The sequence below is a fragment of the Thalassospira profundimaris genome (assembly GCF_003326795.1).
Taxonomy (GTDB): domain Bacteria; phylum Pseudomonadota; class Alphaproteobacteria; order Rhodospirillales; family Thalassospiraceae; genus Thalassospira; species Thalassospira profundimaris_C.
In genome coordinates, this window is the sequence record NZ_JPWI01000004.1 from 154,801 (window position 1) to 169,131 (window position 14,331).

The following is a 14,331-nucleotide window of genomic DNA, read 5'->3' on the forward strand; positions in this document are numbered from 1 at the left end:
CTATTCCTGCAATTTGATTAGTGTGGCAGATCGCTATGGATCGATTTACGGACTTTTTCAAAGGCCCGAACTTCGATTTGCCGGATGCGTTCGCGTGAAATACCGTAAGCAACGCTAAGATTTTCCAGTGTTACCGGGCTTTCAAGCAGGCGACGCTGTGTCAGGATGTCGCGTTCGCGGTCATTGAGATGTGACATCGCGCTCTTGAGCATATTCATGCGCTGAAGGAATTCTTCGCGTTTGCCAAAAAGCGTTTCCTGGTCTTCATCTTCGCTTTCGATCCAGTCCATCCATTCGCCATCACCGTCAATCCGGACAGGCGCATTAAGTGAATGATCCGGACCGGCAAGACGGCGGTTCATCATGATCACGTCGTCTTCGGAAACATTCAGCTTGGTCGCGATGAGCTCGACCTGTTCAGGCAACAGATCCCCTTCATCAATGGCCTGCATCTGGCTTTTGAGTTTGCGAAGGTTAAAGAACAGCTTCTTCTGTGCTGCTGTGGTGCCCATTTTCACAAGTGACCAGGAATGAAGGATATATTCCTGAATTGCTGCGCGGATCCACCACATGGCGTAGGTTGCAAGACGGAAACCCTTGTCAGGGTCGAAACGTTTGACGGATTGCAGCAGGCCGACATTGCCTTCGGAAATCAGTTCATTCAAAGGCAAGCCATAGCCGCGATAGCTCATGGCGATCTTGGCAACCAGCCGAAGGTGGCTGGTGATCAGTTTTTCCGCCGACTTGTCGCATTCCTTGTCACGGAAATTACAGGCGTACGTCGTTTCCTGTTCCGGGGTAAGCATCGGGTAACGGCGGATACGCTGTAGATATACTGTCAGACCATCCTGAGAGATTACTGGAAGAGCATTTCCCTGTTTCATTGAAGCCTCCCGTTATGCTTCGTAATGGTGCTGTTATCCCCTAGCACCATCTGAAGCTTATACGGGGGTATTAGATGTCGTCAATGACTTTTCGACCATAAAGGTTAGGTCAACCTACCCCATGGGATAGGTTTAGGCTTTCAATGAGGTCTTTCAGGTCGTCTGGCAAGGGGGCGGTTGTAGAAATATATTTACCGGTACGGGGGTGGACAAAGCCAAGTGTTCTGGCGTGTAGAGCCTGTTTGTTGAATGCGTTCAGTAATTCTTGCGTCTTGAAGTTGCACTTCTGTGAATTTTTATTCCTGCCATAGACCGGATCACAAACAAGTGAGTGACCGATATGGGTCATATGAACCCTGATTTGGTGCGTCCGACCGGTTGCGAGGCGGCACTCAACCAGAGATGCTAACGAGTCGTCACGAATCTCGAGGGTTTTGTAATGAGTTAGTGCGTATTTTCCCGCATTTTTAAGAACGGCCATCTTCTTACGGTTGCGCGGGCTGCGCCCGATATTGCCTTCTATATCGCCTTCCAGTGGTTTTGGAACGCCCCACACTACGGCAAGATATGCTCGATCAATATTCTCCTTGTCTTCGGAAAACAGGGTCGAGAGGGCTCTGTGGGCCATATCATTTTTGGCAACGACCATTGCGCCGCTGGTGTCCTTGTCCAGGCGATGAACGATACCCGGCCGCTTCACGCCCCCAATCCCCGACAGACTGTCACCACAATGGGCCAGCAACGCGTTCACAAGTGTTCCGCTTTCATTACCCGCAGCCGGATGTACAACCATGCCAGCCGGCTTGTTGATCACCAAAAGGTCATCATCCTCATATAGAATGTCGAGTTTGATATCCTCGGCAACCGGCTCTGCAGCCTCGGCGGGCGGAATAACAAGGCTGAAAACATCACCCTGTTTGACCTTTGCCGACATTTTGCGTGCGACAGTCCCGTTCAGACTAAGGTGGCCGTCCTCGATCAATGACTTGATGCGCGAACGCGACTGTTCGGGCCATGCGGTTGCCAGCACCTTGTCAAGGCGGGCTCCTTCGTCATCGGCGGTCGCGATATAGCTGAGTTCTTCTGGCATCTGGTCACAATCGGTCATGTGTCTGAATGTTATTGTATGGGGGATATGCTTTGAAACTGGTTAAGCCGTCTTCAGCGCAGCTTGTAGCCGTTTTGTGCGCGATTGCAACGAAATGCAAGAAATCGGATCAGACAGACAAACGACAATAAATACCTGTTGTGCCCAAACAGGACCGGCGTGCGCAAGTGATGTTGTTACCTTGCATTTATCCTTACTTGTCGCTATGGCCTTGAAAAGTGTTTTGCGTGATTGGGTCCATTATCCGATCATACTATTTTCCAACAGGTTGGGCGGTTGAAAGACGATGCGTGTAGTTAAGGCCTTGGTGTTGTTTATGGGCGTGCTGATCGTGATCGGCATCGGGCTTGTTGCCTATGGATTGTCGCTTGATAAAAACGCCAAGGACGAAAACGTGTCGAATGTCATGCCAGCCCCGGTCGTCCCGATCGCGGGCGAGAATGCAGCAGAAGGCATTCAAACGCTGTCTGTGACGTCGATCCCCGCATTTGGTGATATCAAGATAAAGATTGAACCGGGTGAGCTTCTGGTCGGCTATAGCGTGCAGGGCACGCAGGCGATTTTGCAGATCGAAGACCCGAATGGAATGGGGGCTCGTCTTGTTGTCGTTTCGCTGACAGACAAAAAAGTAATCGGGCGCATCCTGCTGGAGCCGGACGCTCAATAAGCGGTGTGAAGGTCGCCAAACAGGGCAGGGCGAGTAATGGAAGATCAGGGAAATTCTGATGATATCGCAACTGTATTCATTTCGTCCGCCCTGCATGACGAAATCTGCGATCTTGCCGCCCGGTGCTGGCCTGAGGAATGTTGTGGTCTTTTGATCGCTTCAAATCAAAGCCCCACTCATATCCGTCGTATTGTTCCGGCGCGCAATATTGCTACAGAGCCACGCAAAACCTTTGAAATTGATCCCCAGACCCTGATTGATACCTATCGCGCCGTGCGGGGCCGTGACGAGGCTGTTGTCGGCTGTTTCCATTCCCATCCCAACGGCAATGTTCTGCCATCGACCACAGATCGCGCTCGCGCTGATGTGCATGGTTTTCTTTGGCTGATCATCGCTACCGATCAAAGCGGTGTCTTGCAATTTGGAATGTACCGCGCGCAACACCAGTCACCTGCACAGATTAATGGTGGTGAAACCATCCGCTATTTTCGCCGTTGTCAGGTCATCCAATCGGCAACGGCTTAACGGATCGTCTTAATTGGCCGGTGAATGAGACAGGGCGGTGATGACCTGTTGTCTTTTGATCGTGCCGATCAGCTTGTCATTGCGATCCAGAACCCTGATCGCCTGATCACTCGCCAGTGCCATTGGCAGTATGTCGTCAAGGACCGTATCAGGACGCACCACTTGGCTTGTATCCGCCTGATCTCCTGAAATCGTGCCGGTTGTGGGTTCCATGATGCTTTTGGCACGAAGAACTTTTCCGCGGTTTACATCGCGCGTGAAGGCCTGAACGTAATCATCAGCAGGGTTAAGGATGATTTCTTCGGGGCGCCCAACCTGAACAAGCTTGCCGTCCTTGAGGATCGCGATCCGATCCCCGATCCTCAGTGCCTCGTCGAGATCATGGGTGATAAAGACGATGGTTTTGTGAAGCTCCGCCTGAAGCTTCATCAACTCTTCCTGCATGTCTGAGCGGATCAGCGGATCAAGGGCCGAAAATGCCTCGTCCATCAGAAGAACTTCCGGGTCGGTGGCAAGGGCACGGGCAAGGCCGACGCGTTGCTGCATGCCGCCGGAAAGCTGATCGGGAAACTTGTTTTCGTAGCCCGCAAGCCCGACCCGTTCGATCCATTTGCGTGCAATGTCTTCGCGGGTCTTGCGATCTGTGCCCTGAATTTCCAGACCATAAGCCACATTATCCATCACGTTACGATGGGGCAGAAGGCCGAACCGCTGGAATACCATGCCAAGACGCTTGCGTCTAAAGGCATTCAGGGTCGGGATATCCATTGCCAGAATATTTTCTCCGCCAAAGGAAATTTCGCCAGCAGTCGGGTCAATCAGGCGGTTCAGGTGCCGGATAAGGGTCGATTTTCCCGATCCCGAAAGGCCCATGATGACAAAGGTTTCCCCCTGTTCGATTGACAGGGATACGTCATCAAGACCAACTGTGTGTCCGGTTTTGGCAAGGATTTCCTCCTTGTCTGATCCCGATTTTGCCAGTTCAAGTGCAGCTTGTGGGTTTGGTCCGAAAATTTTGAAAATATTGCGTATTTCAATGTAGCTCATCACGCATCCTCCCCACTGGAGGTGCGCTGGGATCTCTTGCCATAGGCCTGACCGATCCGGTCAAAGACAACCGCCAGAAGGACGATGGCAATACCGGCTTCCATGCCGGCGCCAACATCAAGGCGCTGAATGCCCATCAGGACCTGTTCACCCAGACCGCGTGCGCCAATCATTGAGGCAATTACAACCATCGAGATCGACATCATCGTCGTCTGGTTAATTCCGGCCATGATATTGGGAAGCGCAAGGGGAAGCTGGACGCCAAACAGGATCTGTTTGCGGCTTGCACCAAATGACCGGGATGCTTCAAGAACTTCCGGATCGACAAGGCGAATGCCCAGATCGGTAAGGCGAATGACGGGTGGTGCTGCATAAATAACGGTTGCCAGAATGGCCGGAACCTTGCCCAGTCCAAACAGCATCAAGGCAGGGATCAGATACACAAAACTTGGCATCGTTTGCATGGTATCAAGGATCGGTAACATGATCGCGCGCAGACGATTTGACATCGCCATGGCAATCCCGACCGGAACCCCGATAATGACAGAAAGGGATGTGGCCACAATCATCAGCGCGAGTGTTTGCATTGCCTTGTCCCAAAGGCCCAGTGTCCCAATGACAAACATTGCAACCACCAAGCCAAGGACAAGCTTCCAGTTCCGGCTTGCATGCCAGGTGATGGCAGCAATGGCAATCAGCACCAGCCACCAGGGCGCACCGCGCAATACCTGTTCCAGTGCGACCAGAACAGTTAACAGGCTGTCTGCAAAGGCCTCGAACGCGGCACCATAATTGATGACCAGCCAATCAACGAACTGATTGACCCACTTGCCCAAAGGCACATTCAACTGTTCTGGAAACATGGCGGTGAGGTGCCCGTTTTGCTCAAAAAATCAATGAGCCTCAAAGCCTAACAAGATCGTTCTTCTCATGCGACCGTAAATCGAAGGGTGCCTGACATCTCCTGACAGATTTTGGTTGGTCCTGGCACGAAAACACCCCGCAGAATTTCTTCTGCGGGGTGTGGTATTTGCCAATCTGAAACTGGTCAGATGTGCATACCGGAATTACTTCGCAGCAGCACGTGCTTCTTCGAGCCATTTGTCGAAGATTTCGCGATGGCCCTTGATCCATGCATCCGCATGACGGCCGATATCCTCGGCGGATTTTTCACCATCGCGCATGCGCAGGTTCTGGGCCGAGATGTCATTTGCGGAAACTTCCATGACTTCAAACAGTTTTGCAGCCGCCGGGTTGGCTTCTGCCCATGCCTTGTTGGCGATGATCTGCTGATTGTTCACCTGGAAGCCGAAGTCCGAACCATCCGGCAGGGAAGTATCAGCGTCTTTACGCTCGCCCGGAAGTGACGAGAACGGAACCTGCAACCAGGTTACGTCTTTGCCCGGTACGAGAACGCCGGAAACCCAATACGGGGTCCAGGTGTAATAGAGGATCGACTCACCGGCTTTGTAACGGGTGATGGTATCGGCGATAATGGCCGAATAGGAACCCTGATTATGGGTGACGGTGTCGCGCAGATCATAGGCATCAAGGTGATGCTCGATCACAGCTTCGCAGCCCCAGCCCGGGTTGCAACCCGAAAGGTCGGCTTTGCCGTCGCCGTTATTGTCAAACAGTTTGGCTATTTCCGGATCAGCAAGCTGGCTGACATTGGTGATGTTGTGTTCATCAGCCGTTTTCTTGTCGATCAGGTAACCCTGAAGCGCGCCCGGTGAATACACACCTTTGCGATAGATTTTGTCATCTCCACCAGCAGCCGTGAAGAAATCGGCATGTAGCGGGTTCCAGTGGTCAGCAAGGAAGGTCGCGTCACCATTGCCAATTGCAACGTGACCGGCGGCATATTCGATTTCCTGGATTGGCTTGACGTCGTAGCCAAGTTCTTCAAGTGCCTTCATGACCAGCAGGGTCTGGAAGGTTTCTTCGGCGATCGAGCTTTTAAGCGGCTGTACTTCAACACCTTTGCCCGGCATGTGATGGTCGGCAAAGGCCGTGCCGGTCATCAGCATCGAGCCGGTAACAGCGATCACAGCGCCAGTTGTCAGTTTCTTAAGGATCGTCATGAGCTTCTCCTGGTTTTATGAGCCTGGGACAGTTTGTCTGTCCCTGTTCTCCAAACCGATGGAACCGGGAATGGTTCCATCGGCTATTTCGGGAATGGATGTTACTTTTTGCCAAATACGGACCGGACGACGGCCGCAGGGCCGCTTTCGTACCAGTGGCGCGTACCCTTGGACCGCTGATCGCGACCCAGTGCCTGGGTCATCCGGTCAAGGACGATGGCAAGCAGGACGATGCCAATGCCGCCAATGGTCGCCAGCCCCATGTCCAGTCGGCCAATGCCACGCAGAACCATCTGGCCCAGACCGCCAACCGCGATCATGGAGGCAATCACCACCATCGAAAGAGCCAGCATCAGTGTCTGGTTCACACCAGCCATGATGGTTGGCATGGCCAGCGGAAGCTGAACACGAAACAGAAGCTGTTTGGGGCTGGCACCAAACGAACGGGCAGCCTCGACCAGATCGCCGGGGACCTGACGGATGCCAAGAATGGTCAGTCTGATCAGCGGGGGCAGGGCAAAGATAATGGTCACGACCACGCCCGGCACATTGCCAATGCCAAACAGCATGACAATCGGCACCAGATAGACAAAGGCCGGGGTCGTCTGCATTGCATCAAGGATCGGACGCACCGCATTGGATGCCCGTTCGTTGCGCGCAAGCCAGATGCCGGTCGGAAGTCCGATGACAACGCAGAAAAATACAGATGTGATGACAAGTGAAAGGGTGACCATGGCTTCGGACCAGGCCCCGATCAAACCAACCACAATCATTGAAATCAGGGTTCCGATAGCCAGTCGACGGCCGGAAAGCTGCCACGCAATCAGGGCCATGATGAGAATGACAATGATCGCCGGTGTTGCCTGGAGGCCGGACTCAACGCCGGTCAGAACTGCATCAATCGGCCAGCGAATGGCCTGGAATACACCGCGGAAATGCGTAACAATCCATTCAAGACCGTCATTGACCCAGCCATCAAGCGGGATCACCGCATCCTGAAATGGGTGAAGGATATCGAAATGTTTTTCCGGGGCGGGGGCCGCGTTGGACAGCCAGTCTGTTGACCCGGCCGCATCACCACCCGCACTGCCGCCCGGACCGCTTGCGGCTGAATCCGGGGTTGCCGGGGCCGCGCTTCCCCAAGGATTGCTGCCTGCTGTGGTTCCAGATGTTTCTGCGGAGCCGGTGTCAGTGGTCTGGCCCCAGGGATTGCTACTATCAGCCATTGGTGCCGTCTCCTTCCCGGTCAAGGGTCGCCAAAAGGTTGGCTTTCTTGATTACGCCCATATATTTCCCGTCTTCTCCGACAACCGGAACGCCGCATGGCGCGTGGGCCACAGTGCCGATCAGTTCGGAAAGCTGGGTGTCGTGCGACACAGGTTCGACATTCGGAAGGAAGGCGGCCGAGAGCTTGTCTGCTCCGGACTTGATGGCTTCATCAAGGGTGTCGACGGAAATGATGCCGTGGAAATCAAGCTTGTCGCCAACAATATAGCCATACTCGCGGTCTTCGTTGCGCAGACGGTTAAGCGCGGTTTTAAGGCCGACACCTTCGCGTTCGATCACTGTTACCTGGCGCTTGGATGCGATGTCCTTGGCGCTCAGGATGGTTGATACATCAACGCCGCGGAAGAATGACTTGACGTAGTCATTGGCCGGACTGTTGAGGATTTCTTCGGGGCTTCCAACCTGAACGACGATCCCGCCTTCCATGATCGCGATGCGATCACCGATCCGCATGGCTTCATCAAGGTCATGCGAAATGAAGATGATTGTGCGTTTATGTTCGCGCTGAAGTGTAAGCAGCTCGTCCTGCATCTCGGTCCGGATTAGCGGATCAAGGGCAGAGAAAGCTTCATCCATAAGCATGACGGCGGGGTCGTTGGCCAGTGCGCGCGCAAGGCCTACGCGCTGCTGCATGCCGCCCGACAATTCATCCGGATAAGAATTTGCATGTGCCTTAAGCCCGACCTGATCAAGGGCTGTAAGGGCGCGCTTGTGCCGCTCTGCCTCGTCGATTCCAGCGAGTTCAAGGCCGAAGGACGCATTGTCGATAACCGAAAGGTGAGGCATCAGGGCAAAGGACTGAAACACCATGGCCATGTCGCGACGACGCAAGGCGCGGAGTTCTTCGTCCGACATTGCTGCAATATCGACGCCATCATACAGAACCTGACCGGATGTCGGTTCGATCAAGCGGTTGAGCAAACGAACCAGCGTGGATTTGCCAGAACCTGAAAGACCCATCACAACAAAAATTTCACCCTCATGGACGGTGAAATTGGCGCCGCATACACCCACGGTCTGTCCGGTTCTGTCAAAAATTTCGTCTTTGTCGATACCGTCATTGATCATTTGCATGGCCTGATCAGGACGTTCGCCAAAGACTTTATAAAGGTCTTTTACAACGATTTTTTCGGTCATGAGTCCTTGTCGATTTTTGGCAATGAACATGCCTGACATCGCCAAAGGAAAAGCTTTGACGTAGCCGGATTGCTCATCGGTTTTTCATTGTGAGACCCGCAAAACGCTGGCGGTATTGCCGTCATTCGGGCGCAGGTTCCCCCAAGTCTCGTTATATTCGCCAAACAGATAGTTACAGTTCAAAACATTTGATGTCAAATGATAGTGACGTTAAGTTAGGCCAAATCAGCAAGTGTGGGAGCGACGTCAATATGAGATCGGAACAGCCAAAGCGTAAGGAATTTCTAGATGTTCTTGTCGCTTTGAGACAAATCATCCGGGCAACAGACCTTCATTCAAAACATGTGATGAAGGTTTGTGGTCTTACTGTTCCGCAGCTGGTTGTTTTGCTGGCGATTGAGGAGTTGGGGGCAGTGACTGTCCGCGAGATTTCACGCCATGTCTCGCTTAGTCAGGCAACCGTAACGACGATCCTGAACCGTCTTGAGGCGCGCGGTTTCATTACGCGCGCGCGCAATGCTTGTGACAAGCGCGTGGTAAATAGCAGCCTGACGGAGAAGGGGCGCGATGTTCTGATCAATACACCGCCACTGATGGACGGGCATTTCATGCAATCCTATGAAATGCTGGGACAGAAGGAACGTGAGAAAATTCTGGCGTCACTGCAACAGGTCGCCCATCTGATGGCGCCTGATGATGTGGATCCGCGTCCGCCAACGGGTCGTAACATTATTTCTGCAGATGACGAACCGACCGATCAACAATATGGAAATCTATTCAATGAAGACGCATAGACATATCTGCACAAAACAAGGCGCAGATATCTCGCTGCGCCTTGTTTGATTTGTTCAGATCGTTTCTCGGGCCGCCAAATCTTAAAGCGCGCTTTCGACCCGTTCCGCGATGGCATCTGGCACCCATGGCTTCCAGATTTCAGGTTTCTGTTGCAGGAAATAAAGGGCGGCCCCTTCGGGTTTTTCGTTGTTTTCCTGCATATAGGCCAGCATTTCTGAAACCAGTGAATTACTTGTTTCGTAATGGGTCAGGAATGTGACCAGTTTGGGTGCAGATTTCATGAAATCGGTATTGACGCCAACTGTCACCGTGCTTTGCGGATAGGCTGTTGCCTTGGCCGGGGCGGGATCGGTTTTGAGCTTGTCAAAAATCGCCGCATCATAGGCGGGTTCTTCAAGCCGGTAACTGTCATAAAGCCCCATGACCCACGTTGGTCCCCAATAATAATAAAGGGCCGGTTTCCCGCGTTTGTGGGCTGATGCAATGGCCGCAGAAAGTGCCGCACCTGTGCCAGGACGGAAGTTTGTGTAACTTTCATCAAGATTATAGGCGTGTAATTTTGCCGAATTGACCTTTTCACAAACCCAGCCCGACGGGCAGTTATAGAAACGTCCTTTGCCGGGTTCTTCGGGGTCATCAAAAAGATCGATATATTTGGGCAAGTCGGAAACCGACTTAAGACCCGGTGCCATCGGTTCGATCCCGCGTTCGGCGTTGCCTTCGACCACATAGCGTGGCACGAACCAGCCTTCGATTGCATCGTCAAAATTTACGCCGATCTGGCTTACGGTTCCTGCGGCTTCTGCCTTTTTCCATGCATCAGCAACATTGTCGCGCCAGATTTCCATGACGACATCAACATCGCCTCTGCCAGCCCCGGTCAAAAGTGGAATGACGTCGCCGGGCAGTGCGTCGGTTTTACAGCCATATCCCTTTTCAATAATGAAACGTGCAACGGCATTGTGAAACAGTGCGCTGTCATAGTTCAATCCGGCAAACATCACCGGACGATCTATTTCGCAGGACGTTTCCTGTGCCTGCGCGCTTGAACTGAATGTGGAAAATGCAAGGCCTGCGGCCATAAGCATTGCGGCTCCGGTAGGCAGGGTTTTCATCCTTCTGTCCCTTCGTGGTTGCGGTCCGGAATCGCATCAAATGCACCGTCTTTGCGGTATATGCGCGTGCTCAATTTGGTTTTGGTTTTATAATGAGCCAGACCGTGCCCCTGATACAGGTGGTGCAAGTTTAACCGTGGGTTCAAAAATCTTGCAACCCCCGGCATGTCAGATAACCGTTACGTGATGACGTTTGGTTGTCGGGATCATTGCATACCGCTCCTGACAGTTATGTCAGGAGATGTCAGGTAAACTGCTGTCAGTTCGCGCCAATATTCCTGTGAATTTCGAAACGCTTGTCGTTATGTTGGGCAAAACAAACCTTTGGGGCCAGCCATGATGCATTCCAGTCTTTTCGTTTTTGATATCGAAACCGTGCCCGATATCGATGTGCTGCCGCAACTGACCGGGGAAACCGCACCAGACCCCGAAACCGGTCGCAAGATGCTTGAAGAGTACCACCTGGAAATCACCAGTGGGCGCAATGGGTTCCCGCGCCAACCGTTTCACAAGGTTGTTGCGATCAGTTTCCTTCGGGCAACCATCCAGCGTGACGGTGATCTTGAGATGTACGAGATCGAAGAGTTGCGATCAGGCGGAGAATTGTCATCCGAGGAAAAGGACCTGGTGAACGGGTTCTTTGCCTATTGCGGCAAGCTTTACCCGAGGCTTGTGAGCTTCAATGGCCGTGGTTTCGACTTGCCGGTCCTGAAATACCGGGCGATGAAACATGGTGTCACGGCGCGCTGGTTGCATCAGGCAACAAACAAGTGGGAAAATTACACCTCACGCTATGCGCCAAACTGGCATTGTGATCTGGCGGAAGTCCTGTCTGATTACGGGGCATCAGCGCGTACCAAAATGAACGAAGTCTGTGCGGCCCTTGATCTGCCGGGCAAGACCGGGGTTGATGGCAGCAAGGTCTCGGACATGTATGACAATGGCGAGATTGACGCTATTCGACGCTATTGCGAGACCGATGTCCTCAATACCTATCTGTTGTATCTGCGACATGCGCTTCATACCGGACTGACCGATCATGATGGCTATAATCACGCCATTAATTTGACTGTTGGCTGGCTTGAAGAACGGGCAGGGGACGTTCCGGCCTATCAGGAGTTTCTGGATGCCTGGCGTGTATCAAGTGGCGGATCATTCAACGTTCTTTGATCCGGAAAATTACCGTGAATTAACAGTTTCTAATGTGTGACATTGTTCACACTTGCGATGGTCCATTTGACAATGGCTGTTGAACTGCGTGCGGATTGCTCTTAATTGCAAGTGCGGTTGCAAGTGATTTGCAATTAGGTGGAATAGAGACGTAATCACGTTCAACAGGGATCGTTCAAATGGAATTCAGGAAGATTATCGGTGCTGCTGCATTTGGTGCGACGGTTGTTGCCGCAAGCCTTGCCAGTGCGCAGGAAGTAAATGTCTACTCCTTGCGTCAGGAATTTCTGGTTGCACCATTGTTTGAAAAGTTCACCGAAGAGACCGGCGTTAAGGTCAATGTGATCTTTGCTGAAAAAGGTCTGGTTGAACGCATCAAGCAGGAAGGTGCCAACAGCCCGGCAGATATCCTGATGACGGTTGATATCAGTCGTATTCAGCAGGCCGTGGACGCCGGTGTGACCGACAGTTTGTCCAATGACGTGATCAATGCGAATATTCCTGCGCATCTGCGTGATCCGGAAGGTCGCTGGTTCGCCCTGACCCAGCGTGGACGTGCTATCTATGCCTCCAAGGATCGTGTGGGTGAAGGTGAAATCACCTCCTATGAAGACCTTGCTGATCCGAAATGGAAGGGGCGCGTCTGCACGCGCTCGGGTACGCACGTTTATAACGTCGCGTTGTTTGCGTCGATGATTGCTGTCCATGGCGAAGAAAAGGCGCAGGAATGGCTTGAAGGCCTGAAAAACAACCTTGCCCGCAAACCACAGGGTAATGACCGTGGTCAGGTCAAGGCGATCAAGGAAGGCGTCTGCGATATTGCCATCGGCAATACCTATTATTACGGCAAGATGCTTGAGAATGAAGAGCAGCGCCCGTGGGCAGAGTCGGTAAATATCGTATTCCCCAACCAGAATGATCGTGGCATGTCGATGAATATTTCCGGCATGAGCCTGATCAAGGATGCTCCGAACCGCGACAATGCGGTCAAGCTGATGGAATTTCTGACGGGCGACGTTGCACAGAAAATCTATGCCGAGGTCAACTACGAATATCCGGTCAAGCCGGGTGTCGACTGGGCGGAGAATGTCAAATCATGGGGCACGTTCAAAGCAGATAAACTGCCGCTTGCCGATATTGCTCGCTTGAATCCCGATGCGATCAAAATGGTCGATACCATCGGCTATAACGAGTAGGTCCTTTGAGACCTTCCAGTCGAACTTCTTCAGGGGATGGCATCTTGCCATCCCTTTTTGCATTCATGCGCAGTGCCGGGAAGCGCCGGATTTGCAGGTGAGGCGGCCCTTTAACATGGCTCATATGTGGTTTTGGGACTTGCAAGGAATGCCATCTGACCTTTAGTTTCGCCAGAGGCGAATACAAATCATTCCTAATTGCTGCGCATTCTTGCGGCGTATCTATCAAGAGGCACTCATGATCTTTCTGCGCAAAACGGTCTATGGTCTGGTCGCGGCTGCAATGGGGCTTTCGATGGTTCAGGCCGCACATGCAGCAGAAGAAGTGAATGTCTATTCCTTGCGACAGCCGTTCCTGATTGAGCCGATGTTCAAACGCTTTACCGAGGAAACCGGTATTCGTGTCAATACTCTGTTTTCGCAAAGCGGTCTGGTGGAGCGCATCAAGCATGAAGGTCGCAACAGTCCGGCGGACCTGCTCCTGACAGTTGATATCGGTCGTATTCAGGATGCGGTTGATGCCGATATCGCTCAGCCTATTTCAAGTGATGTTCTCGAAGCAAACATCCCTGCGCAATTCCGTGACGAGAATGATCTCTGGATTGGTCTGACGACCCGTGCGCGCGTGCTTTACACCTCTATCGACCGCGTGGCACCGGCTGCGATTTCGACTTATGAAGATCTTGCCGATCCGAAATGGAAGGGACGCATTTGTGTGCGTTCGGGCATGCATGTTTACAATATCGCCCTGATAGCCTCAATGATCGCCCACCATGGTCTGGAAGACACCAAAACCTGGCTGATGGCGCTCAAGGACAATCTCGCGCGCAAGCCGCAGGGGGCTGACATTGATCAGATCGAGGCCGTTTCACAGGGTGTTTGTGATGTCGCTATCGGTAACTCCTACTATTACGGCAAGATGCTTGATGACCCGAACAAGGCGCCCGCCGCAAAGCAGGTAAGGATCGTCTTCCCCAATCAGGGCGACCGTGGCACGCATGTCAATATCTCCGGTGTTGCCTTGATGAAAAACGCTCCGAACAAGGGAAATGCGATCAAGCTGGTCGAATTCCTGTCCGGGGATGAAGCGCAGCACATGTATGCTGATGTTAATTTCGAATATCCGGTCAAACCGGGGGTAGCCTGGTCCGAAATGGTTCGTTCTTGGGGAACCTTTACGCATGATGAACTGTCTTTGAACACGATTGCGGACAATCGCGGCGCTGCGATCCGTCTGATTGATGAAGTGGGATTCAACGAATAGGGGCAAGGCCCTTGATCATGACTGGTTGACCGGGAATATCGAGTTCTTTGGG

At 52.6% G+C, this 14,331-nt stretch carries 14 protein-coding genes; 6 read left to right on the forward strand and 8 right to left on the reverse strand.

The annotated features are described in order from the left end of the window. Positions 1 to 17: 17 nt before the first annotated feature. Together rpoH and TH30_RS08565 are read right to left on the reverse strand one after the other, a co-directional pair. The gene (gene rpoH / locus TH30_RS08560; protein ID WP_114097657.1) at positions 18 to 884 is read right to left on the reverse strand and encodes an RNA polymerase sigma factor RpoH; all 867 of its coding nucleotides are present in this window, start codon (positions 882 to 884) and stop codon (positions 18 to 20) included. A 109-nt stretch (positions 885 to 993) separates the two neighbouring features. Further along, the gene (locus tag TH30_RS08565) at positions 994 to 1,992 is read right to left on the reverse strand and encodes an RluA family pseudouridine synthase (RefSeq protein WP_258548658.1); all 999 of its coding nucleotides are present in this window, start codon (positions 1,990 to 1,992) and stop codon (positions 994 to 996) included. Between the two features lie 286 nt (positions 1,993 to 2,278). On the opposite strand from TH30_RS08565, the gene TH30_RS08570 reads away from it, so the two are divergent. Together TH30_RS08570 and TH30_RS08575 are read left to right on the forward strand one after the other, a co-directional pair. After that, positions 2,279 to 2,659 (forward strand): hypothetical protein, encoded by a 381-nt coding sequence (locus tag TH30_RS08570; protein ID WP_114097658.1) that lies wholly within the window; start codon positions 2,279 to 2,281, stop codon positions 2,657 to 2,659. 36 nt (positions 2,660 to 2,695) lie between these two features. Beyond that, positions 2,696 to 3,184 (forward strand): M67 family metallopeptidase, encoded by a 489-nt coding sequence (locus TH30_RS08575; protein ID WP_114097659.1) that lies wholly within the window; start codon positions 2,696 to 2,698, stop codon positions 3,182 to 3,184. Positions 3,185 to 3,193: 9 nt separating this feature from the next. Here TH30_RS08575 and TH30_RS08580 read toward each other — a convergent pair whose 3' ends face one another. The 5 genes from TH30_RS08580 to proV all read right to left on the reverse strand — a co-directional run bounded on the left by TH30_RS08580 (position 3,194) and on the right by proV (position 8,739). Further along, entirely contained in the window at positions 3,194 to 4,231 is a 1,038-nt protein-coding gene (locus TH30_RS08580) for a quaternary amine ABC transporter ATP-binding protein (protein WP_114097660.1), read from the reverse strand. Further along, positions 4,231 to 5,094 (reverse strand): ABC transporter permease, encoded by an 864-nt coding sequence (locus TH30_RS08585; RefSeq protein ID WP_114097661.1) that lies wholly within the window; start codon positions 5,092 to 5,094, stop codon positions 4,231 to 4,233. The genes TH30_RS08580 and TH30_RS08585 overlap by 1 nt, the downstream gene beginning before the upstream one ends. 204 nt (positions 5,095 to 5,298) lie before the next feature. Further along, positions 5,299 to 6,315 carry a glycine betaine/L-proline ABC transporter substrate-binding protein ProX gene (gene proX, locus TH30_RS08590; protein WP_114097662.1) on the reverse strand — a complete coding sequence of 339 codons (1,017 nt, stop codon included), beginning with the start codon at positions 6,313 to 6,315 and terminating at the stop codon, positions 5,299 to 5,301. 101 nt (positions 6,316 to 6,416) lie between these two features. Continuing rightward, positions 6,417 to 7,541, reverse strand: a complete 1,125-nt coding sequence (gene proW, locus TH30_RS08595; protein ID WP_114097663.1) for a glycine betaine/L-proline ABC transporter permease ProW — start codon at positions 7,539 to 7,541, stop codon at positions 6,417 to 6,419. After that, on the reverse strand, positions 7,534 to 8,739 hold the full coding sequence (gene proV / locus TH30_RS08600) for a glycine betaine/L-proline ABC transporter ATP-binding protein ProV (protein WP_114097783.1): 1,206 nt from the start codon (positions 8,737 to 8,739) through the stop codon (positions 7,534 to 7,536). The genes proW and proV overlap by 8 nt, the downstream gene beginning before the upstream one ends. Before the next feature lie 251 nt (positions 8,740 to 8,990). On the opposite strand from proV, the gene TH30_RS08605 reads away from it, so the two are divergent. Next, the gene (locus TH30_RS08605) at positions 8,991 to 9,533 is read left to right on the forward strand and encodes a MarR family winged helix-turn-helix transcriptional regulator (protein WP_114097664.1); all 543 of its coding nucleotides are present in this window, start codon (positions 8,991 to 8,993) and stop codon (positions 9,531 to 9,533) included. Between the two features lie 81 nt (positions 9,534 to 9,614). Here TH30_RS08605 and TH30_RS08610 read toward each other — a convergent pair whose 3' ends face one another. After that, positions 9,615 to 10,649: an ABC transporter substrate-binding protein gene (locus tag TH30_RS08610; protein WP_114097665.1), complete on the reverse strand. Its 1,035-nt coding sequence runs from the start codon at positions 10,647 to 10,649 to the stop codon at positions 9,615 to 9,617. 336 nt (positions 10,650 to 10,985) lie between these two features. On the opposite strand from TH30_RS08610, the gene TH30_RS08615 reads away from it, so the two are divergent. From TH30_RS08615 to TH30_RS08625, 3 genes are all read left to right on the forward strand, one after another. Then, on the forward strand, positions 10,986 to 11,819 hold the full coding sequence (locus TH30_RS08615; RefSeq protein WP_181850188.1) for a 3'-5' exonuclease: 834 nt from the start codon (positions 10,986 to 10,988) through the stop codon (positions 11,817 to 11,819). A gap of 179 nt (positions 11,820 to 11,998) precedes the next feature. Further along, positions 11,999 to 13,015, forward strand: coding sequence for a Fe(3+) ABC transporter substrate-binding protein (locus TH30_RS08620; RefSeq protein WP_114097666.1), 1,017 nt, complete (start codon positions 11,999 to 12,001; stop codon positions 13,013 to 13,015). A gap of 238 nt (positions 13,016 to 13,253) precedes the next feature. Continuing rightward, positions 13,254 to 14,279: a Fe(3+) ABC transporter substrate-binding protein gene (locus TH30_RS08625; protein WP_114097667.1), complete on the forward strand. Its 1,026-nt coding sequence runs from the start codon at positions 13,254 to 13,256 to the stop codon at positions 14,277 to 14,279. The last annotated feature ends 52 nt before the right edge of the window (positions 14,280 to 14,331 follow it).